Raw genomic sequence first — 20,257 nt, 5'->3', positions numbered from 1 at the left:
TCTTTTTATTAATTATGAAAGATCTCTTGGATTTCTTCTTGGTTTGAAGAGCTTTGAAGAGCAACTAACAGTTTAATTCGGGCTTTTTGGCCGTTTAGTCCATTTGAGAAGATCATGCCTAATTCTTTTAAATGTTTTCCTCCACCTTCGTATCCATATACATCTTGTGCAATCCCATTAAAGCAACGAGATACCAATACAATTGGAATGTTTTTATCCAATAGTTGCTGTAAACCCTGTAAGGTGCGTGGAGGTAAGTTTCCTTGACCAAGAGCTTCAATAATCAAGCCATCAATATGGAAAGATGCCAGTGATTGAAAAAGTTGTTCATCCATACCCGCATAAGCCTTCAGTAAAATGACCTGCTTGTCAATGTTATCTACAGGGTAAAATTCGTGCTCTGTTGGCATATGATGAAAAGATATTTCTTGCTTTGTCACAATACCAATTGGTCCGTATTGAGGGCTTTGAAAGGTAGCTACATTACTTGTATGTGTTTTAGTCACATTCTTAGCTGTGTGAATTTCATCGTTCATGACAACGAGAACGCCTTTTCCTTTAGCTGCATCACTTGAAGCAACGCGAACTGCAGAAATAAAATTATAAGGCCCGTCTGATCCAATTTCATTGCTAGAGCGCATGGCACCTGTTAATACAATTGGAATATCTGTTTTAGTTGTTAAGTCCAGGAAGTAAGCAGTTTCTTCAAGCGTGTCAGTACCATGTGTAATCACGACGCCATCAATTTGATCGGTCTCAATCTTTTGCTGAATTTTTTTTGCTAACGTAAGCATTTCTTTTGGTGTAATATGGGGCGAAGGTAAATGAAACGCTTCTTCAACAATTACATTTGCTAAGCTAGCGATGAAAGGTGTTGAGTGTTGCAAAGGATTATGATCATCAGGTTTTACTGATCCAGTTTGAGCATCTTCTTTCATTGAAATAGTTCCACCAGTGTGAATGATATAAAGAGTTTTCATAATGACATCCTTTCGTTATCAAATTGTTAAAAGTCTTTGCTACTTTCAATTAGGTAGTAGATAAATGATTTTCTTTCTAACAATAACATGATACGATGGAAAAAAACAGATGAAAAGAGGCGCTGCTTTATGTTGGCGATTTTATCTGCAGGTATTGCGCCTGGACTAGCTTTACTGAGCTTTTTTTATTTAAAAGATGAGTATGAAACTGAACCCATTTCAATGGTCTTAAAAACTTTCATTTTTGGCGCGCTGCTTGTGTTGCCGATTATGTTTATCCAATATGTGCTTCAAGAAGAAAATTTACTTCATTCCCCTTTTGTAGAAGCGTTCGTTTCCACTAGCTTCTTGGAAGAATTTTTTAAATGGTTTATTTTATTTTTTACAGTATATCAACACATTGAGTTTGATGAGCATTATGATGGCATTGTATACGGTGTTTCTGTTTCGTTAGGATTTGCTACTGTTGAGAATATTTTTTACTTGTTTGCTAACGGTTTAGAATCAGCAATTGGTCGAGCGATTCTACCGGTTTCTAGCCATGCCTTATTTGGAGTTATTATGGGTTATTACTTAGGAAAAGCAAAATTTTCAAAAGGACATGAAAAAATAAAATGGACGCTCTATTCAATCGGTACACCATTTTTATTACATGGTATTTATGATTATATTATTATCACCATGGATAATTGGATTTTTATTATTATTCCATTTATGATTTATTTATGGTGGTTGGGATTACGCAAAGTAAAGCAAGCGAAAAAAGTGTTTATTGCCTAATAAAAAGACGTAGCTTCTTCATAAGAAAGCTACTTTTTTTTTTTGTTTATTTGAGCAAATTTCTCCTAGCCTGTATAAAAAAACATCCTTTACAAAAAATACTCTTATCATCTTATCACTTACATACGATGTAGGAGGTTATGGAATGTTTTTAATGGGACGAATTACAAAGTATATTTGTTCAGCTTGCGTATGTTCTTTATTAGCAATAACAATGATTAATCCCCAATCTTCATCAGCATTTACCAATCAAGTCATTCAACGGGGCGCAGTAGGGGAAGACGTTATTGAATTGCAGTCTCGCTTACAGTACATCGGCTTTTATAATGGGAAAATTGACGGTGTTTTTGGATGGAGTACGTACTGGGCACTTCGAAATTTCCAGTATGAGTTTGGTATAAAAAAGGTTGATGGATTAGCCGGAGCGCAAACCAAACAAAAGTTAGCAGACGTAACGAAATACTATGAGTATCATGTAAAGACTGAGTTGAAAAAAGGAAATAAATTTACCCATTACGGTGGAGTTCCAATTGATAAACAAAAAGGTTCTTCAGCAAAGTCTAGTCAGAACAATGTACAAAAAAATGCAAAATCACAATCCAAAAGTCAGCAACAACAGCCGACAGGTCAACAGTCACGAGGACAGCAGTCACGAGGACAGCAGCAATCAGAAGGTAGAAATAATAATCAAGCTACTCCTCAACAAAATCAAACTAACAAAGCTGCTACTAATGGAGGCAGTGAACAACAGCCGACAGGTCAACAGTCACGAGGACAGCAGCAATCAGAAGGTAGAAATAATAATCAAGCTACTCCTCAACAAAATCAAACTAACAAAGCTGCTACTAATGGAGGCAGTGAACAACAGCAAGAAAAAGCGCAAAAGCCAACAGCTTTAAATGTTCCAAATGGATTTTCACAAAATGATATACAGCTAATGGCTAATGCTGTATATGGAGAAGCGCGAGGCGAGCCGTATAACGGACAGGTAGCGGTAGCAGCTGTTATTTTAAACCGAGTTAACAGTCCAGCATTTCCAAACACAGTAGCAGGCGTTATCTTTGAACCGAGAGCCTTTACTGCTGTAGCAGACGGACAAATTTGGCTAGAACCAGATGAAACGGCAAAAAAAGCTGTATTGGACGCAATTAACGGCTGGGATCCAACTGGTAATGCAATGTATTACTTTAATCCAGATACAGCAACTAGCGCATGGATTTGGTCACGACCGCAAATTAAACAAATCGGTAAACACATTTTCTGTAATTAAGAGAGGTGATAATAATGATTCGAACAATTTTAATTACAATTTTAGCAGTTGGTGTGGTAGGAGTCGGATATTGGGGGTATACAGAGCATCAAGAAAAAGATGCTGTTTTATTACAAGCCGAAAATACGTATCAACGAGCGTTTCATGATTTATCGTACGAGCTTGATTTATTAAATGATAAAATCGGCGGGACATTAGCGATGAGTTCTCGAGATCAATTATCGCCAGCGCTTGCGGAAGTATGGCGTTTAACTTCAGAAGCGCATAGCAATGTAGGACAATTGCCATTAGCGCTGTTACCTTTTAATAAAACGGAAGAGTTCTTATCCGATATTGGCGATTTTGCATACGAGGTAGCTGTTAGAGATCTCAGTAAATCACCGCTTACAGATAAAGAGTATAAGACATTGAACGCTCTGTATGAGAAGTCATCTGAAATTCAGAACGAAATGCGTACAGTTCAGCATTTGGTTATTGACAATAATTTAAGATGGATGGATGTAGAGCTAGCTTTAGCAACAAAAGAAAAGCAGGGTGACAATACCATTATTGATGGCTTGAAAACTGTCGAAAAGAGCATGGATTCCTATGCTGAATCAGACTTAGGTATTACAAATACATCAAACGAAGACGAGAAAAAAGCATTTGGCCAGCTTAAAGGTCGTGAAGTAGATGAAAGAGTTGCCAAAGAAGTAGCACGATCGTTTTTAGATTTAAAAGGAAAAGAAGAAATGCACATTGCGGAAAGTGGTAAGGGGGCTAATTATCCTTTTTACAGCTTAACAATTAAAGACCCTTCAACAAAGAAAGAGATTTATATGGATATTACGAAAAAAGGTGGATATCCGATTTGGGTATTAGAAAACAGAGACGTCAAAAAACAAAATATTAGCCTAAACGAAGCAATGGAAAAAGCCAATAAATTTTTAAAAGATCATCGCTTTGAAAGCCTTGTAATGTCTGAAAGCGCTCAGTACGATAATCTTGGTGTCTTTACATTTGTTGAAGAAACTGAAAGTGGAGTGCGTATTTATCCCGATGCTGTAAAGATGAAAATGGCGTTGGATGATGGAACGGTAGCTGGCTTCTCAGCAAAAGAGTTTTTATTACGCCATCGTACACGGGACATTCCTGAACCAACGATTACAAAAGAAGAAGCTAAATCAAAATTAAATCCAAACCTTAAAGTGATGGAAGATCGCTTAGCCATTATTGAAAACGACTTACAGGAAGAAGTATTGTGTTACGAATTTCTTGGTACAATTAATGACGATACGTATCGAATCTTTGTAAATGCAAAAACAGGATTTGAAGAAAAAGTAGATAAATTACAAAACGCTGAACCAATCTATGACGAAGTTTAATCGAAAGAGGCTGGGACATAAGTAATTCAGCTAATGATAAACCTGAACGATTGAGAGTTTCTCACTTTTAATCGTTCAGGTTTTTTGTTGATTGTGAAAACAATGTTGGAAACAGGGTGGAATGGAGCGTAGGACACTCGACTCCTGCGGGAAAGAGAGGGAAAACGGAGATCCCGCAACGCAGCGAGGAAGCTCAGGTTCCTCCCCGCGGAAAGCGAGTGACCGTAGCGCAATGGAACGAACGTGTTGAGACAAATCAAAAAGATTGGAACAGCTATTGTTCGTCTCTTAGAAGCAATCATTTTGTTATGTCCCAAACTCTTTTTATTTTATATAAGGAATCATGTTATTTATTGGAGGTTAAATGAGTATATAGGGCTAAAAATATGTTTACAAATTAAGTATATTTTACTATTTTTAATAGTAGGAATACTAATGAAATTGGGGGCTTTTATATGATTAAAGTTGGAATGCCGCTTAACTTAGAAAGTGAAGAAGATCAAATCACCTATCGATGTAAAGTGGTTGATTGTACAGAACACAAACTGATAATTGATTATCCATTTAACGAAAAGACCAAAAAAACAGCTTTCCTAATGAAGGGAACAAAATTAAACGCCATGTTCGTAGGGGAAGATAAAGCCGTTTATGGATTCTCAACAGAAGTAAAAGATCGAGCAATTAAAGATATACCTGTTATTGAATTAGACTATCCGGGAGACGATTCTTTAGAAGCTGTACAGAGAAGAAATTTCTTTCGAGTTCCCGTAACGCTAACGGTAGTTATGGAGAAATATGGTGAAGCGAAAAACTCCTTGCAGAGCTTTACGAGAGACTTAAGTGCCGGAGGGGTTTGTATTAACCTGTCTGAAAGAAGTGATTTTAAAGTGAATGAAGAAGTTAAGGTAGGCTTATTACTAAAGCATGAAGAGGAAGAGGTAACTCTTGAACTGCAAGGTAAGCTTGTTCGTGTTGAACAGCCAATTAACGAACAGCAAGGGCAGCTATCCGTAGAGTTTTTGAGTTCAAATATAAAAGCAAAACAGCTACTAATGCGCTATACGTTAAAGCGTCAGCTCGAGTTAAGAAGAAAGGGATTGTTATAAAGTAAGTATAAATTAAACCTGTTCGTTCCAAACTAGTATGTAAATACAATAATGGAATGAGAGATTAACATGAAGCGGATTGAAAGCTTATTAGTGAAATTTGTTATTGTTCAGTTCTTCTTTTTGTTTGCTGCTCAGGCTCTTTTATTTTACAGCGAACATACAACCTATTTTTCAAAGGTTATACAGTATGAAGGAGTAGCAAAAAATAATTTCAACAAAATTATTGAAACGTTCGACCAGTAAAGCAGCGATATGATAAAATAGAAACAATGATTAAAAAAGCAGGGGGCAACCTGCTCTTTTTTTTCGTGTAAAAAGAAATTAATGAAAAATATGTTCTTGTTAGCACGTCAAGGAGGATTTATGGAAAAGCGAATTTCAATTGCTATTGATGGACCTGCTGCAGCTGGGAAAAGTACAGTAGCAAAGATTATAGCAGAAAATTTATCATATATTTATGTAGACACAGGTGCGATGTATCGTGCCCTTACGTATCAAGCCCTGCAGCAAGGGGTTAAATTAGAAAGCGAAGAAGCGTTACTTCGTTTATTAAATGAAACAGAGATTGAACTTAAACCTTCTGAAAATGGACAGATTGTTAGTGTGAATGGTAAAGAAGTAACCAACGAGATCCGTTCAGCAGAGGTGACAAATTCAGTATCAATCGTTGCTAAACACCGATCAGTGCGTGAAGAAATGGTCGTTCGACAGCAGAAGTTAGCTCAAAATGGAGGCGTTGTAATGGATGGGCGTGACATTGGTACGCACGTCCTTCCCCATGCAGAAGTGAAAATCTTTTTACTTGCATCAGTGGAAGAGCGAGCTCAGCGTCGTCATGAAGAGAACGTGAGAAAAGGTTTCCCATCTAATCTAGAACAGCATAAAATTGACATTGCTCGTCGAGATAAAATTGATTCAGAGCGTGAAGTCGCGCCTTTGAAAAAAGCAGATGATGCAATTGAAATTGATACAACAGCATTGTCAATTGAAGGTGTCGTTGAAAAAATACTTTCTATTATACATGAAAGGGGTGGAATGCTGTGAGCTTTTATACATTTGCACGTTCAGTAGTACGCGGTATATTAAAACCTGTTTATCGTTATGAAGTAATTGGTACAGAGAATATCCCATCAGAAGGTGGGGTATTGCTGTGCTCAAATCATATTGATAACCTTGATCCCCCTACCGTAGGGATTACATGCCCTCGTCCGATTTCGTTCATGGCCAAAGCAGAGTTGTTTGATGCACCCGTCTTAAAAACCATTTTACCTAAATTAGAAACATTTCCAGTAAAGCGCGGCGTGGGAGATCGTGAAGCTCTGCGAAAAGGATTAGGAATTCTAAAAGAAGGAAAAGTGCTTGGCCTTTTCCCTGAAGGAACAAGAAGTAAAGACGGTAAACTAAAAAAAGGGTTAGCGGGAGTAGGTTTTTTTGCACTGCGTTCTACAGCTGATGTTGTACCGTGTGCAATTATTGGTCCATATAAAGCATTTTCTAAAGTGAAAGTAGTGTATGGAAAGCCATTAGATATGTCAGAGTTTAGAGAACGCCGTGCATCTGCTGATGAAGTGACGGAAGCAATTATGAGTGAAATTGCTAAATTGATTGAAAAATACCAATAGTTAATAAGCTTTTCGCTTGACAAAAGATTCTATTTATTAGAAGTTAGTAACAAAGAGAGTTTTTTTCTATACAAAAATAGATACAAGGATATATAGTGATAAGAGCTTCGCTGCTTTTTATCTGAAAATATATTGCTGCTAGATATTGAAGGAGGAAAAGACGATGGTAGAAGATATGAATCAAGTAGAAGTAAAAGCATTAGAAGTTGGCGAAACTGTAACTGGAACTGTAACGAAAGTTGAAGATAAGCAAGTTCTAGTTGAAGTTGCCAACAGCAAGCTAGATGGTGTTATTCCAATCAGTGAATTATCAAGTTTACATATTGAAAAAGCAAGTGATGTAATTAAAGAAGGTACAGAGATTCAAGCAAAGGTAATTAAAGTTGAAGAAGAGCTATTAGTCTTGTCTAAGAAAGCAGTCGATGCAGAAAAAGCTTGGGATGATTTAGAAGAAAAACTAAGCACAGGCGAAGTGTTTGAAGCTGTTGTAAAGGAAGTTGTTAAAGGTGGATTAGTAGCAGACATTGGTGTGCGAGGATTTATCCCTGCATCTTTAGTTGAAGCGCATTTTGTTGATGACTTTGCTAGCTATCAAGACCAAACGTTAACGGTTAAAGTCGTAGAACTCGATCGTGAAAAAAATCGTATTATCCTATCACACCGTGCTGTTGTTGAAGAAGAAAACGCGCAAAAGAAACAAACAGCTCTTAGTTCTTTAGCGGAAGGTCAAGTACTGGAAGGAACAGTGCGGCGCTTAACAGACTTTGGAGCTTTTGTTGATGTTGGAGGCGTTGATGGTCTTGTTCACATCTCTCAACTTTCACACGAGCGAGTAGAAAAGCCTTCTGATGTAGTAAAAGAAGGAGATAGCGTAAAGGTAAAAGTACTATCAGTTGATAAAGGAAACGGACGTATTTCTTTATCAATTAAAGATACGCTTGAGGGACCATGGGACAATATTTCTTCAAAGCTTAAACAAGGTGATGTAGTCGATGGAACTGTTCGCCGATTAGTATCGTTTGGAGCTTTTGTCGAGGTATTACCTGGTGTAGAAGGGCTTGTACACATTTCTCACATTTCTCACAAACATATTGGAGTATTAACTGAAGGAGAAAAGGTTACAGTAAAGGTATTAGATGTGAGCGAAAGCGAACGTCGAATTTCATTAAGCATTCGTGACCTTGAGGAAGAAGGGCCGGTGGATTATGGTGACTACAATATTCAAGAAGAATCAAAAGGTTTTCAGTTAGGCGACATGATTGGAGATCAATTAAAAAAACTAAAATAATGGTGATGTTTGGTGAGTAGAGCGAAACGAAAAATCGATCACATTCATCATGCGATTCAAATCGGACAACATCGCTTACACGGACTCGACGACATTCAGTTTGTGCATAACAGCTTGCCAGATAAAAGTGTAAAAGATGTCCAGTTAAATACAAAGATTGGCGAACTTTCACTGAGTTCGCCAATTTTTATCAATGCAATGACTGGAGGCGGCGGGTTAGAGACGGAAGAAATTAACCGTTCTCTAGCACGAGTTTCTAGCGCTTGTAATTTAGCGATGGCTGTAGGTTCACAGATGGCTGCGATTAAAAACGAAGAAGAAGAAAAAACATATCGAGTAGTAAGGCAAGAAAACCCAACTGGAATCATCCTTGCTAACCTTGGAAGCGAAGCGACAGTGGATCAGGCAAAGCGGGCTGTTGATATGCTTGAAGCCAATGGGATGCAAATCCACTTGAACGTAATTCAAGAGCTAGTTATGCCAGAAGGAGATCGGGACTTTACGGGAGCTTTAAAGCGCATTGAACAAATTGTGAATGCCTTAGATGTACCTGTTATAGCAAAAGAAGTAGGTTTTGGGATGAGCGCTGCGGCAGCGACTAAACTAAAAGAAGTCGGCGTGAGTATTATTGATGTTGGGGGTTACGGCGGTACGAATTTTTCGAAAATCGAAAATGAGAGGCGTGAGAATCATTTTCATTTTTTTAACGATTGGGGAATTTCAACCGCAGCATCTTTAGCAGAAGTATCACAGAGTGTAGGCGGTATTTCAATTATCGGCTCTGGAGGTATTCAAACAGCAATGGATGTAGCCAAATCGCTCGCTTTAGGTGCTTCAGCAACTGGATTAGCTGGGCGTCTACTGTCTGTTTTAATGGATTCAGGTATAGAAGCTGTTATCGAAGAAGTTTTAGAACTCCATGAAGAATTAAGGTTCATCATGGTTGCATTAGGTACTGGTTCTATTTCAGAGCTTCAGCAAGTTCCGCTTGTTATTAGGGGAAAAACTTATGATTGGCTATGTCAGCGACCAGTGTCGATTGAAAAGTTTAATAATAGATAGCCAAAACAACAAAACAAGCACACGATACCGTGTGCTTGTTTTGTTGTTTTGAATCGGATTTTTACTATCATAGTAAAAAAAGCAGGCAGAAAACCTGACAACTTGGATGAAATAACAAACGTTTATTATATATAATAGTCTGAAAATACAGAAAAAGAGGTGTAGTTATGAAAAAAGGACATCCTGTACTGACCATTTTTCTATTCTTTTTAGGCTGGGTTTTTATGTATGCAGATCGCAATATTTTATCTCCGGTGATGGGAGATATTGGAGAGCAGTGGGGGCTGACAAAAACAGAGCTCGGGTTAATGTCTACGGTGTTTTTTGCCTCCTATGCAGCTATGCAGATTCCCACGGGCTTTTTAGCAGATCGTTTTGGAAGAGTGAAGGTGCTTGTTATTGGATATATCTTATTTGGGGTAGCAACCTTTTTAACTGGCTTGGCTACGACGTTCGGCATGTTTTTACTAATGCGTGCACTAACTGGCCTTGGAGAAGGTACTTATTATGGATCACAGTACGGTATCTCTTCAAGCATCACTTCAGAAAGATATCGAGGGCTTGTGTCGGCATTGATTAACAGCGGTATGGCATTTGGTATTTCACTAGGTTTTATCGGCTCATCGTATATTACATATACGCTTGATAAAGGATGGCAGTTCACTTTTTATCTTTTTGCTGTACCAACTATAATTGTAGCTATTTTAATTGCACTGTTTGTGGAAGATGGGAGAGCAAAGGAGAGTAAGGTACAAGCAAAAGAAAAAGAACCACTGCGGAAACTATTTACGAAAAACCATATTCTAGTGTACATTTTAATCTTTTGCTCACTTTACGGTTTTTTTGGAATGCTAACATGGCTACCGTATTACCTACAAAGCTCTAGGGGTCTTGAAGCTTCGGAAACAGGTATTATTGCTTCATTAGTACCTTGGGCATCTATTCCTGGAGCCATTTTCTTTGGCTATATGTCCGATCGAATTCAAAATAAAAAAGCATTGATTGTTAGTTTGTCAATTGCTGGGGCACTATGTCAATTTTTTATCCCCTACACAAATAGCTATGTTTGGCTGTTAGTTGGACTCATAGTGTATGGGCTGATTGGGAAATTAGCGTTAGATCCAATCCTCATTTCATACATTGCATCTATTACGCCATCTACAATGTATTCTAAAGTGTATGGATTCTTTAATTTTAGCGGGATGCTTTCATCTATTTTTGCACCATATATCACTGGTTATTTTGCTGATCGCTCAGGAAGCATGGAGTTAGGATTTTATCTATCAGGTGGACTTCTCTTAATTGGAGCGCTACTCTTTTTACTTACAGGACAACAGAAATCTGTTTATTCCGTTTCGAATCCTGTTTTAAAATGAAAATACGAGGCTAGGACATAAGTATTTAAGTCAATATTATATCCAAACTATTGAGGGGTAACCCCTTTTATAGTTTGGCTTTTTTTAAAATTGGAAAACCAATTCAAAAAACTAATGGAATGGAGCGGCGTAGGACAAGTAAATCATGCGGAAACTAGAGGGAAGGCTGAGACCCCGCCGCAGTGCGGCGAGGAAGCTCAGACTCCTTCCCGCGGACAGCGAGTGTCTGCAGCGCAATGGAACGGACTGGTTGCTACAACTTAAATTGTTTAGAAACGTCACGATTCGTCTTTGAGAAAGAATCATCAGCCTCTTATCTTTGTCCATTGGTATCTCTCCCTTCTTCAGGGCTTTGTAAACTAGTTGCACCTGGATAATGCAAGCCTTGGTCGCGATCTGATTCAACTCGCTTTGATTTCTTTAGCTTTTTCTCTTGACGGTCTTTTCCCATAATTTTCACCTCCCTTATTTAGATTCATTATAGGTTTACCGAAGTTTATGTTTCTATGCTTATGCAAAGGGTTAATTTTTGTAAAACTGATACATAATGAAGAAATAGGGAGTTGAGAAGATGGAAGGTTTTCTATTCTATTGGTTTGCTTGGATTGGATGGGTCATTTCAACATTTTTTTTGCATAAAACGTCTTTACGGTGGAAGGTGTCGATGTTGTTGTTGATAAGCATTATGCTATCAACAACGTCCGTTTGGATAGGTCCATTTTTCGTTAGCTATACTTATCTTTTCTTATTAGTTATGGTGTGTGTAGATATTTCAAGGCTTAAAACCTCAAAGCAATTATACGTATTATTTATTTCACTGATTGTCATGTTTGCTTATGTAGGCTTTTGTTTGTTAGAACTGTATGATCCAGTATGGATTTTTGTGAACCGACAATGGCTGTTAACAGCTATTATTTTATATATTGGTTTTCTTCTAGTAAAAGATGATCACATGCGATATATCGTTATTTTGCTAGGATTGTTAGGGGGAGATTTTCTATATAGCTTAATAGTCACGAATATCTCAATGCCGCATCCCGTGGGACAGCCAATGCTCCTTGACCTTGTAGCTACTGTACTAATGCTTCTTTTTATTTGGAAAGTTGTGCGGTCCCTTGCATCACAGTTCGATTGGTTGTTAGGAAAATTCCAGCGTCAAAAGCATAGTCCGGTCAAGCCTAATAATTGATTTTCTGAAAAATTTGTTGTTGTGAAGCAGCTTTTTTGATAGAATTGTTTGATTGAGAGAGTACTCTTAATTGTTGCATACATGTAAATAACATATTGACTAGTAGGCAATAATTTGAGGTCATGCATGTTTGCATGACCTCGGTTTTTGAAAATGAATGATCTTATCTATTAAAAATATTCAATTGTGAAACGAATAAGCAAAAGGTTACTATTTATACATAGAACAGATCAAAGAAAGGAAAGATTCGCATGCCAAAACCAATTATTGCGATTGTAGGCCGACCAAATGTTGGGAAGTCAACGATTTTTAATCGAATTGTAGGAGAGCGCGTATCAATTGTTGAAGATATTCCAGGCGTAACGCGCGATCGTATTTATAGCTCAGCAGAGTGGCTTAATATGGACTTTAATATCATTGATACAGGAGGAATTGATATTGGAGATGAGCCGTTTTTAGAGCAAATTAAGCAACAAGCTGAAATTGCTATTGATGAAGCGGACGTTATTATCTTTTTAACAAATGGACGAGATGGTATTACATCAGCTGATGAAGAAGTGGCAAAGATTCTATACAAATCTAAAAAACCTGTTGTATTAGCAGTTAATAAAATTGATAACCCTGAAATGAAAGAATTAATCTATGATTTCTATGCTTTAGGGTATGGAGAGCCATTCCCTATTTCAGGAACGCATGGTTTGGGCTTAGGAGACTTATTGGATGAAGTAGCTAAGCATTTCCCAAAAGATGAAGATGAAGACTATGGAGACGATGTTATTAAGTTTTCCTTGATTGGTCGACCAAATGTTGGGAAATCATCACTTGTAAATGCTGTGCTAGGTGAGGACCGCGTTATTGTAAGTAATATTGCAGGTACGACTCGTGATGCGATTGATACAAAGTTTACAAAAGAAGAACAAGAGTATGTTGTTATTGATACAGCTGGTATGAGAAAGCGCGGTAAAGTATACGAAAGCACAGAGAAATATAGTGTGCTTCGTGCGTTACGAGCGATTGAACGTTCAGATGTTGTCTTAGTTGTATTAAACGCAGAAGAAGGAATTATTGAACAAGATAAAAAGATTGCCGGTTATGCACAAGAAGCAGGTAAGGCAGTTGTTATCGTTATCAATAAGTGGGACACAGTAGAAAAAGACGATAAGACGATGAAAAAGTTTGAAGAAAACGTTCGTGAACATTTCCAATTCCTAACGTATGCGCCAATTGTCTTTTTATCAGCGAAAACAAAAAAACGTACGCATACGCTTTTACCAGTTATTAATATGGTAAATGAAAATCATGCAATGCGTGTCGAAACAAGTATCTTAAACGATGTGATCATGGATGCAGTTGCGATGAACCCAACACCAACACATAACGGTAAACGTCTTAAAATTTATTACGCAACGCAGGTAGCGATTAAACCACCTACTTTCGTTGTGTTTGTAAATGATCCTGAACTACTTCACTTCTCTTATGAGCGTTTCTTAGAAAACAAACTGCGCGCAGCGTTTGGATTTGAAGGAACACCAATTCGAATTATTGCTCGATCACGAAAATAAAAAGGAGTGCAGATAACATGGAGAAAATTGCGGTATTAGGTGCAGGAAGCTGGGGCACAGCTTTGGGCTTTGTATTAGCGGATAATGGTCATGATGTACGTATATGGGGACATCGCCAAGAAATAATTGATGGTATTAATGAAATGCATGAAAATAAAAAATACCTTCCCGGCGTAGAGCTTCCAATGACTATGCGAGGCTACACATCATTAGAAGAAGCAATTCTTGGAGTAGAAACAGTTATTCTAGCTGTTCCAACAAAAGCAATTCGTGAAGTGTTACAAAGCCTTGGAAAGGTTGCGACCAATCCGTTAACAATTGTTCATGTTAGTAAAGGAATTGAACCAGATACGCTGCTTCGCATCTCTGAAATGATTGAACAAGAAATGGAGCCTGCTAAATTACAGGACGTAGTGGTTTTATCTGGACCAAGTCATGCAGAGGAAGTAAGTAGAAGACAGCCTACTACTGTCACTTCGTCTTCTAAGAATATGAAAGCAGCCGAAAAAGTACAAGATTTGTTTAATAATCACCAATATTTTCGCGTATACACAAACCCAGATGTAATAGGGGTAGAAATTGGAGGGGCGTTGAAGAACATTATTGCATTAGCTGCTGGAATTACTGACGGCCTTGGTTATGGTGACAATGCTAAAGCTGCACTTATGACGCGTGGATTAGCAGAAATTGCGCGACTTGGTAGTGTATTAGGTGCAAACCCACTTACGTTTTCAGGATTGACTGGAATCGGTGATTTAATCGTAACGTGTACAAGCGTACATTCAAGAAACTGGCGTGCGGGGAACATGCTAGGCAAAGGTCATAAATTGGAAGAAGTGCTAGATAATATGGGGATGGTAGTAGAAGGTGTTCGGACAACGAAAGCTGCCTACCAGCTAGCTGAAAAATATGATGTAAAAATGCCAATTACCCAAGCGTTATATGATGTGCTGTTTAATGATGTTAGTGCAAAAGCAGCTGTAGATTCTTTAATGTCTCGTACGAAAACTCATGAAATGGAAGATTTAGCGAACATTTTAGGAGAACGAAAGAACTAACTTGCAAAGAAATGTAGAAAAAATAGGCAATTCGTGATGCGGAATCACTTGTAGTTGCATAAAATAACATGTAAATAAAGATGAGTGGAACTCTTCATGGGAATATTTAGTTGTAGCCGAAATAAAGTGCCCCCTTTATTTCGGTTTTTATTTGGAGTCAATTAATAGAATCCTTAAATTCCCTCTTTTTACACGAAATATGGACCTCCTATGCTATAATGAGAGCAAGAAGGGGAGTGGGTGAGCGGTGTCGCCAGCGTTATTAAAAATGTGGATTTCACTTGGTTCAATTGTATTTATGTTTATTTCTGTATTTTCTATTTATTTGAGTCGTTACAAAATTAAAAATGTTATATTTAAATATGTACTCGCTTTCATTGCCTATACATTAATGATTATTGCGGGATTCATTATGGTGCTTGTTGTCTTTAGTGGACCAACACCTGGAGCATAACAAAAACTGATAGGGTGAAGTTTAATGAGAAAAATCTTACTATTTATAATTTTTTGTAGCATAACATTCTTATTATCAGCTTGCTTATACCCTGAGGCTAATCTATCTCAAAATCAGGTGCCTTATAAAGATCAGCTTGCAGCTGTGCAACAAGCGGTTGATGACTTTCAAAAAGATAGCGGAGGATTATTACCAATTAAAACAAGGGATAACAATACGCCTATTTATCAAAAGTATCCCATTGAATTTAACAAGATCAGCCCACGCTATATGCAAGAGCCACCCGGTACAGCGTTTGAAAGCGGAGGCGTTTTTTCATATATGCTGGTGGATGTAGAGGAGAATCCAACCGTTAAATTAATAGATTTACGAATGGCTGAACAAATCAAAGAGGTAAATATTCATCTGAATCTATACAGACAAAAACATAGTGGTTATGCGCCATTTAAAGAGGTCATTGCCGATGGTGTTTTTTCTATTGACTATAAAAAATTAAATATGAAAGAGCCACCTACAGTTGTAAGTCCTTATAGCGGTCAATTACTTCCTCTTGTATTAAATGGCAAAGGTGAGCTGTTTGTAGATTATTCATCGGACTTATATGAAGTATTGCAAAAGCATAAACATACATATAAAGAAGGAGAAGATATCCGGAATCTTCTAGTTGAGCATTCTTCTTTTGTTCCGGCTTATTCATTGCCCTATACCATCGACGAAAAAACAAATGAGCCAATATTTTTAGAAAAATGAGTCATGAACCCTTTCTCGCTGAATAAAATTCAGAGAGAAGGGGTTTTCTCTTTCTTATAAGAAATTTTAGCCTAACTTGTGATTGAGTCAGCATGTGCATGAAAAAAATTATAAATTTTTCTATCGAAAGTCATATTTTAATAGGACAACGTCATAACTATATAATGTCCTAATTTACTCTCGCAATGGATGTCATATCCTATGAACTCATAGATCGGAGGGGATCTTTTGGAAAAGGTAGATGTGTTTAAGGATATCGCCGAACGTACAGGAGGCGATATATATTTAGGGGTAGTTGGTGCAGTAAGAACAGGGAAGTCAACTTTTATAAAGAAGTTTATGGAGCTAATGGTATTACCTCACATTGAAAATGAAGCAGAGCGAGCACGAACGCAAGATGAATTGCCTCAAAGTGCAGCAGGAAAAACGATTATGACAACTGAGCCCAAATTTGTTCCAAATCAAGCGGTTAGCGTACAAGTGGACGATGGGCTAGATGTTAACATAAGATTGGTAGACTGTGTAGGATATACAGTTCCAGGTGCGAAAGGTTACGAGGATGAAAATGGTCCTAGAATGATTAATACTCCTTGGTATGAAGAGCCGATTCCGTTTCATGAAGCTGCTGAAATTGGCACTCGAAAAGTAATTCAAGAGCATTCTACAATCGGTGTTGTTATTACAACAGACGGCACAATTGGAGATATTCCACGCCATGACTATCTAGAAGCGGAAGAGCGAGTAATCAATGAATTAAAAGAAGTAGGAAAGCCTTTTATCATGGTTGTTAATACCGTTCAGCCTTACCACCCAGATACGGAGAAGCTAAGAGTAAATCTTAACGAGAAGTATGACATTCCAGTGTTGGCCATGAGCGTGGAAAGTATGCGTGATACAGACGTTCTAAATGTGCTAAGAGAAGCCCTATATGAATTCCCTGTGCTAGAAGTTAATGTTAACTTGCCGAGCTGGGTTATGGTATTAAAAGATAAGCATTGGTTACGTGAAAGTTACCAAGAAGCAGTTCAAGAGACGGTAAAAGATATTAAAAGATTACGCGATGTTGATCGGGTAGTGGCACAGTTTACAGAATTCGAATTCATTGAGCAAGCTCGATTAGCAGGGATTGAAATGGGGCAGGGAATTGCTGAGATTGATTTATATGCTCCGGATGACTTATATGATCAAATCTTAAAAGAGGTTGTAGGTGTTGAAATTCGTGGGCGAGACCACCTATTACAGCTTATGCAAGATTTTGTGCATGCTAAAATGGAGTATGATCAAGTATCAGATGCGCTTCGTATGGTGAAGCAAACTGGGTATGGGGTTGCAGCACCATCTTTAGCAGATATGAGCCTAGATGAGCCGGAAATTATTCGTCAAGGATCTCGTTTTGGAGTTCGCTTAAAAGCCGTTGCACCTTCAATTCACATGATTAAAGTGGATGTAGAATCTGAGTTTGCTCCAATTATCGGTACAGAAAAACAAAGTGAAGAGCTGGTCCGTTATTTAATGCAAGATTTTGAAGATGACCCACTGTCAATTTGGAATTCAGATATCTTTGGTAGATCATTAAGCTCTATTGTAAGAGAAGGTATACAAGGAAAGCTTTCGCTAATGCCGGAAAATGCACGCTACAAACTAAAAGAAACGCTAGAGCGTATTATCAACGAAGGCTCAGGTGGTTTAATTGCGATTATTTTATAACATTGATTAATAATAGACGGTTGCAGGCTCTTTTAATAAGGAGCCTTTTTCTTATGTTTAAAAGCTGAAGGCTGGAAAAGTGTTGGATATTATCAAAACGAATAAAGGGTAAAAAGTATGTGAAAGAACATATGTTTCTGTTTTTTTACTATATAACGATTTTCTGCTTGCTATGCTATTAGCGATATGTTAATCTTTTAAAAGAAATCGATTGGACATACTAGTTTTGGTATGGAAGTCTCCGAGACAAAATGAAAAACGTTGAATTATTCATAACAATCGTTTATTATTAGGCTTGTTGATACATAGGTTATGTATAATATTCGTTAATTTTGTTAACAAATGAGATATCGTCGATTACTAGATTCCTTTTGTAATGGGATTTTAGTTTTTATATAATCCGATTTTTGGGAGGAGGTGAATGGCATGAACAAGACAGAATTAATCAATGCTGTTGCAGAAGCGAGTGAGCTTTCAAAAAAGGATGCTACAAAGGCAGTTGATGCTGTTTTTGATACAATCTTAGATGCTTTAAAAGACGGTGACAAAGTTCAACTAATTGGTTTTGGTAACTTTGAAGTACGTGAGCGTGCTGCACGTAAAGGTCGTAACCCTCAAACGGGTGAGGAGATTGAAATCGCTGCAAGCAAAGTTCCTGCATTCAAACCAGGTAAAGCTCTTAAAGACGCTGTAAAATAATATTTACATAAAATGTCTATTTTTATAGTCATAATACAAGAGCTTTGAAAGGTCGCATATTTTGCGACCTTTCTTTTTTGCCTTTAGTACATACATATGCTAGAATTTTTTTTAACTACGTCGTAATGCAACGAATGGGAGGCTACAGGATGTCAACTGTAAATAAAGAACAAATCGAACAAGCAGTAAGGCAGATTTTAGAAGCGATTGGAGAAGATCCAAATCGAGAAGGGCTATTGGATACACCAAAGCGCGTGGCTAAAATGTATGAAGAAGTCTTTTCGGGATTGAACGAAGATCCAAACGAACATTTTAAAACTATATTTGGCGAGGAACACGAAGAGTTAGTTTTAGTAAAAGACATCAACTTTCATTCAATGTGTGAACATCACTTGGTTCCTTTCTATGGAAAGGTTCATGTTGCATATATTCCAAAAGGTGGTCGCGTAACTGGATTAAGTAAGCTTGCACGTGCAGTGGAGGCTGTCTCTAAGCGCCCACAGCTTCAAGAAAGGATTACGTCTACAGTTGCTGATTCAATCGTGGAAACCTTATCTCCTCATGGAGTCATGGTTATTGTAGAAGCTGAACATATGTGCATGACAATGCGAGGCGTTCGGAAACCAGGAGCTATGACCGTTACATCAGCGGTTCGAGGAGTATTTGAGCACGACCAAGCAGCACGCGCAGAAGTATTATCATTAATCAAGTCGTAATTGGCTAGATATGGAGGGAAAATTATGGCACAAAAATCGAATCCGGAATACATCGTCATCAAAGCAGTGGAAGATGGTGTAAATGTTATTGGTCTAACAAGAGGTGCAGATACACGATTTCATCATTCTGAAAAGCTAGATAAAGGCGAAGTGATGATTGCTCAATTCACAGAGCATACGTCAGCAATTAAAATAAGAGGCAAAGCACTTATCCAAACGGTTCATGGTGAGGTTGAATCCGACGTTAAAAAATAAGCAGGAGTTTCCTGCTTTTATTTTTATGGTATACACGACCATTTCAAGTGAAGTGAATAACAACATGTAAAGAATGGAAAAAATAAAAATGCGATAAAATCAAATCATAACCTAGCCGTCGATTATGATTTTAAAGGTTAAATTAACCTTTAGTTATGGTATAATTGACACTATCGAATTTACTTTGGAAAAAGCAGTGACTGAAAGGGAGACAAGGGTGATGAATGTGCAAAACATCTACGATACGGTTGCAGACATGAAAGAACAAATTCATGCTGAGTTGAGTCATCCATATGTTCAAAAATTTATTCATCATCCAACTGTAGATGAAAATAAATTATTATACATATGCTCGTTTTTAACGACTCTTTCACTTGAACAGCAAAAATGGAGTCGCTGTGCGCTGTCAGTTATGCTTGTGCAAACTGCACTAGATACCCACGACCTGGTCTCTACTCAAGATGTTGATAGTGAAGGAACACAACTGCACAAGCGACAGCTAACAGTATTAGCAGGTGATTATTATAGCGGTTTGTATTACTATTACTTAGCACAAACGGGGCAAATTGACTTAATTAAGGTAATTGCTTCGTCTATTAAAGAAATTAATATTGCTAAAATCCACATCTATCATAACCAAACACAAGACGTACAGGATATGATGACGAATTTCTTTACGGGTGAATCATCGCTTATTAATTCCTTATGTGATTACTTTAATTGTCCGGAGTGGCGAGAGCTTTTAGAACATGCCTGTCGTTTAAACGCTATTTCAACCCAGCTAATAAAGTTGGCAAAACAAGAAGCCTCGATTTTATTAGACAATTATTATAAAAATGGAATGAAAAGCATTGGAATTCAAGAAGTGCTTTATGCTTCAAGTGAACCATCAATTGCTGTGGTAAAGGAATACCTAGCAGCAGGTTCACCTTTCATTAATGAGCCGTTAAAAGAGCATTTATACGAGATGATTGGCAGCTTAGAGCGTCTTAAAAATGTTGTAGGAGAAGGATAGT

The 20,257-nt window shown here is 37.6% G+C and carries 24 protein-coding genes; 22 read left to right on the top strand and 2 right to left on the bottom strand.

Going from position 1 to position 20,257, the window contains the following annotated elements; genetic code table 11:
- Nucleotides 1-8 precede the first annotated feature (8 nt).
- The gene (locus AC1UFB_RS10795; protein ID WP_328100961.1) at nucleotides 9-980 is read right to left on the bottom strand and encodes an asparaginase; all 972 of its coding nucleotides are present in this window, start codon (nucleotides 978-980) and stop codon (nucleotides 9-11) included.
- Between the two features lie 129 nt (nucleotides 981-1,109).
- Between AC1UFB_RS10795 and prsW the strand changes: the two genes are divergently transcribed.
- The 12 genes from prsW to AC1UFB_RS10735 all read left to right on the top strand — a co-directional run bounded on the left by prsW (nucleotide 1,110) and on the right by AC1UFB_RS10735 (nucleotide 11,115).
- Nucleotides 1,110-1,760 carry a glutamic-type intramembrane protease PrsW gene (gene prsW, locus AC1UFB_RS10790; RefSeq protein WP_100346873.1) on the top strand — a complete coding sequence of 217 codons (651 nt, stop codon included), beginning with the start codon at nucleotides 1,110-1,112 and terminating at the stop codon, nucleotides 1,758-1,760.
- Between the two features lie 145 nt (nucleotides 1,761-1,905).
- The gene (sleB, locus tag AC1UFB_RS10785) at nucleotides 1,906-3,030 is read left to right on the top strand and encodes a spore cortex-lytic enzyme (protein WP_328100960.1); all 1,125 of its coding nucleotides are present in this window, start codon (nucleotides 1,906-1,908) and stop codon (nucleotides 3,028-3,030) included.
- A gap of 14 nt (nucleotides 3,031-3,044) precedes the next feature.
- Nucleotides 3,045-4,394, top strand: a complete 1,350-nt coding sequence (gene ypeB, locus AC1UFB_RS10780) for a germination protein YpeB (RefSeq protein WP_061784711.1) — start codon at nucleotides 3,045-3,047, stop codon at nucleotides 4,392-4,394.
- A 116-nt stretch (nucleotides 4,395-4,510) separates the two neighbouring features.
- The gene (locus tag AC1UFB_RS10775; protein WP_482589179.1) at nucleotides 4,511-4,762 is read left to right on the top strand and encodes a hypothetical protein; all 252 of its coding nucleotides are present in this window, start codon (nucleotides 4,511-4,513) and stop codon (nucleotides 4,760-4,762) included.
- 87 nt (nucleotides 4,763-4,849) lie between these two features.
- Nucleotides 4,850-5,500: a flagellar brake protein gene (locus AC1UFB_RS10770; protein WP_482589177.1), complete on the top strand. Its 651-nt coding sequence runs from the start codon at nucleotides 4,850-4,852 to the stop codon at nucleotides 5,498-5,500.
- Nucleotides 5,501-5,569: 69 nt separating this feature from the next.
- Nucleotides 5,570-5,746, top strand: a complete 177-nt coding sequence (locus AC1UFB_RS10765; protein WP_160169862.1) for a YpfB family protein — start codon at nucleotides 5,570-5,572, stop codon at nucleotides 5,744-5,746.
- A 120-nt stretch (nucleotides 5,747-5,866) separates the two neighbouring features.
- Nucleotides 5,867-6,547, top strand: a complete 681-nt coding sequence (gene cmk, locus AC1UFB_RS10760; RefSeq protein WP_328101709.1) for a (d)CMP kinase — start codon at nucleotides 5,867-5,869, stop codon at nucleotides 6,545-6,547.
- The gene (locus AC1UFB_RS10755) at nucleotides 6,544-7,125 is read left to right on the top strand and encodes a lysophospholipid acyltransferase family protein (protein ID WP_025908370.1); all 582 of its coding nucleotides are present in this window, start codon (nucleotides 6,544-6,546) and stop codon (nucleotides 7,123-7,125) included. Before cmk ends, AC1UFB_RS10755 begins: the two co-directional genes overlap by 4 nt.
- A gap of 163 nt (nucleotides 7,126-7,288) precedes the next feature.
- Nucleotides 7,289-8,413: a 30S ribosomal protein S1 gene (gene rpsA / locus AC1UFB_RS10750; RefSeq protein ID WP_482589174.1), complete on the top strand. Its 1,125-nt coding sequence runs from the start codon at nucleotides 7,289-7,291 to the stop codon at nucleotides 8,411-8,413.
- A 12-nt stretch (nucleotides 8,414-8,425) separates the two neighbouring features.
- The gene (gene fni, locus AC1UFB_RS10745; protein WP_328101707.1) at nucleotides 8,426-9,475 is read left to right on the top strand and encodes a type 2 isopentenyl-diphosphate Delta-isomerase; all 1,050 of its coding nucleotides are present in this window, start codon (nucleotides 8,426-8,428) and stop codon (nucleotides 9,473-9,475) included.
- 167 nt (nucleotides 9,476-9,642) lie between these two features.
- The gene (locus tag AC1UFB_RS10740; RefSeq protein ID WP_076512197.1) at nucleotides 9,643-10,851 is read left to right on the top strand and encodes an MFS transporter; all 1,209 of its coding nucleotides are present in this window, start codon (nucleotides 9,643-9,645) and stop codon (nucleotides 10,849-10,851) included.
- A gap of 114 nt (nucleotides 10,852-10,965) precedes the next feature.
- Nucleotides 10,966-11,115, top strand: a complete 150-nt coding sequence (locus AC1UFB_RS10735; RefSeq protein WP_156413419.1) for a hypothetical protein — start codon at nucleotides 10,966-10,968, stop codon at nucleotides 11,113-11,115.
- A 49-nt stretch (nucleotides 11,116-11,164) separates the two neighbouring features.
- Here the strand turns inward: AC1UFB_RS10735 and AC1UFB_RS10730 are convergent, their stop codons facing one another.
- Nucleotides 11,165-11,302, bottom strand: coding sequence for a YpzI family protein (locus AC1UFB_RS10730; protein ID WP_064484030.1), 138 nt, complete (start codon nucleotides 11,300-11,302; stop codon nucleotides 11,165-11,167).
- Nucleotides 11,303-11,422: 120 nt separating this feature from the next.
- Between AC1UFB_RS10730 and AC1UFB_RS10725 the strand changes: the two genes are divergently transcribed.
- The 10 genes from AC1UFB_RS10725 (at nucleotide 11,423) to AC1UFB_RS10680 (ending at nucleotide 20,256) form a co-directional block, all read left to right on the top strand.
- Nucleotides 11,423-12,040 carry a YphA family membrane protein gene (locus tag AC1UFB_RS10725; RefSeq protein ID WP_100346879.1) on the top strand — a complete coding sequence of 206 codons (618 nt, stop codon included), beginning with the start codon at nucleotides 11,423-11,425 and terminating at the stop codon, nucleotides 12,038-12,040.
- Between the two features lie 251 nt (nucleotides 12,041-12,291).
- A complete protein-coding gene (gene der, locus AC1UFB_RS10720) occupies nucleotides 12,292-13,602 on the top strand; it encodes a ribosome biogenesis GTPase Der (protein WP_100346880.1) in 1,311 nt (436 codons plus the stop codon).
- Nucleotides 13,603-13,619: 17 nt separating this feature from the next.
- A complete protein-coding gene (locus AC1UFB_RS10715) occupies nucleotides 13,620-14,660 on the top strand; it encodes an NAD(P)H-dependent glycerol-3-phosphate dehydrogenase (protein ID WP_025908376.1) in 1,041 nt (346 codons plus the stop codon).
- A 247-nt stretch (nucleotides 14,661-14,907) separates the two neighbouring features.
- Nucleotides 14,908-15,114, top strand: a complete 207-nt coding sequence (locus AC1UFB_RS10710; RefSeq protein WP_025908377.1) for a DUF2768 domain-containing protein — start codon at nucleotides 14,908-14,910, stop codon at nucleotides 15,112-15,114.
- A gap of 24 nt (nucleotides 15,115-15,138) precedes the next feature.
- On the top strand, nucleotides 15,139-15,864 hold the full coding sequence (locus tag AC1UFB_RS10705; RefSeq protein ID WP_100346881.1) for a hypothetical protein: 726 nt from the start codon (nucleotides 15,139-15,141) through the stop codon (nucleotides 15,862-15,864).
- A gap of 228 nt (nucleotides 15,865-16,092) precedes the next feature.
- Nucleotides 16,093-17,571, top strand: coding sequence for a stage IV sporulation protein A (gene spoIVA, locus AC1UFB_RS10700; RefSeq protein WP_061785456.1), 1,479 nt, complete (start codon nucleotides 16,093-16,095; stop codon nucleotides 17,569-17,571).
- A gap of 426 nt (nucleotides 17,572-17,997) precedes the next feature.
- Entirely contained in the window at nucleotides 17,998-18,270 is a 273-nt protein-coding gene (hbs, locus tag AC1UFB_RS10695) for a non-specific DNA-binding protein Hbs (RefSeq protein WP_025908380.1), read from the top strand.
- A gap of 149 nt (nucleotides 18,271-18,419) precedes the next feature.
- Nucleotides 18,420-18,986 (top strand): GTP cyclohydrolase I FolE, encoded by a 567-nt coding sequence (gene folE / locus AC1UFB_RS10690; protein ID WP_025908381.1) that lies wholly within the window; start codon nucleotides 18,420-18,422, stop codon nucleotides 18,984-18,986.
- A 24-nt stretch (nucleotides 18,987-19,010) separates the two neighbouring features.
- Nucleotides 19,011-19,241 carry a trp RNA-binding attenuation protein MtrB gene (mtrB, locus tag AC1UFB_RS10685; RefSeq protein ID WP_025908382.1) on the top strand — a complete coding sequence of 77 codons (231 nt, stop codon included), beginning with the start codon at nucleotides 19,011-19,013 and terminating at the stop codon, nucleotides 19,239-19,241.
- Nucleotides 19,242-19,461: 220 nt separating this feature from the next.
- Nucleotides 19,462-20,256, top strand: a complete 795-nt coding sequence (locus AC1UFB_RS10680; protein ID WP_482589170.1) for a heptaprenyl diphosphate synthase component 1 — start codon at nucleotides 19,462-19,464, stop codon at nucleotides 20,254-20,256.
- Nucleotide 20,257: the final 1 nt, after the last annotated feature.

It is taken from the genome of Priestia sp. KCTC 13724 (assembly GCF_056820425.1).
The sequence above is the reverse complement of the archived record's forward strand: the minus strand, read 5'-3'. Positions and strand labels throughout refer to the sequence as shown.

Excerpts from the sequence above, each read along its gene's own strand:
- AC1UFB_RS10770 (WP_482589177.1), top strand. The coding sequence starts at position 4,850 with ATGATTAAAGTTGGAATGCCGCTTAACTTAGAAAGTGAAGAAGATCAA.
- ypeB (WP_061784711.1), top strand. The coding sequence starts at position 3,045 with ATGATTCGAACAATTTTAATTACAATTTTAGCAGTTGGTGTGGTAGGA.
- der (WP_100346880.1), top strand. The coding sequence starts at position 12,292 with ATGCCAAAACCAATTATTGCGATTGTAGGCCGACCAAATGTTGGGAAG.
- AC1UFB_RS10730 (WP_064484030.1), bottom strand. The coding sequence starts at position 11,302 with ATGGGAAAAGACCGTCAAGAGAAAAAGCTAAAGAAATCAAAGCGAGTT.
- hbs (WP_025908380.1), top strand. The coding sequence starts at position 17,998 with ATGAACAAGACAGAATTAATCAATGCTGTTGCAGAAGCGAGTGAGCTT.
- AC1UFB_RS10740 (WP_076512197.1), top strand. The coding sequence starts at position 9,643 with ATGAAAAAAGGACATCCTGTACTGACCATTTTTCTATTCTTTTTAGGC.
- AC1UFB_RS10725 (WP_100346879.1), top strand. The coding sequence starts at position 11,423 with ATGGAAGGTTTTCTATTCTATTGGTTTGCTTGGATTGGATGGGTCATT.
- AC1UFB_RS10765 (WP_160169862.1), top strand. The coding sequence starts at position 5,570 with ATGAAGCGGATTGAAAGCTTATTAGTGAAATTTGTTATTGTTCAGTTC.
- cmk (WP_328101709.1), top strand. The coding sequence starts at position 5,867 with ATGGAAAAGCGAATTTCAATTGCTATTGATGGACCTGCTGCAGCTGGG.
- AC1UFB_RS10795 (WP_328100961.1), bottom strand. The coding sequence starts at position 980 with ATGAAAACTCTTTATATCATTCACACTGGTGGAACTATTTCAATGAAA.
- prsW (WP_100346873.1), top strand. The coding sequence starts at position 1,110 with ATGTTGGCGATTTTATCTGCAGGTATTGCGCCTGGACTAGCTTTACTG.
- AC1UFB_RS10715 (WP_025908376.1), top strand. The coding sequence starts at position 13,620 with ATGGAGAAAATTGCGGTATTAGGTGCAGGAAGCTGGGGCACAGCTTTG.
- folE (WP_025908381.1), top strand. The coding sequence starts at position 18,420 with ATGTCAACTGTAAATAAAGAACAAATCGAACAAGCAGTAAGGCAGATT.
- rpsA (WP_482589174.1), top strand. The coding sequence starts at position 7,289 with ATGGTAGAAGATATGAATCAAGTAGAAGTAAAAGCATTAGAAGTTGGC.
- AC1UFB_RS10680 (WP_482589170.1), top strand. The coding sequence starts at position 19,462 with ATGAATGTGCAAAACATCTACGATACGGTTGCAGACATGAAAGAACAA.
- mtrB (WP_025908382.1), top strand. The coding sequence starts at position 19,011 with ATGGCACAAAAATCGAATCCGGAATACATCGTCATCAAAGCAGTGGAA.
- AC1UFB_RS10705 (WP_100346881.1), top strand. The coding sequence starts at position 15,139 with ATGAGAAAAATCTTACTATTTATAATTTTTTGTAGCATAACATTCTTA.
- sleB (WP_328100960.1), top strand. The coding sequence starts at position 1,906 with ATGTTTTTAATGGGACGAATTACAAAGTATATTTGTTCAGCTTGCGTA.
- AC1UFB_RS10735 (WP_156413419.1), top strand. The coding sequence starts at position 10,966 with ATGGAATGGAGCGGCGTAGGACAAGTAAATCATGCGGAAACTAGAGGG.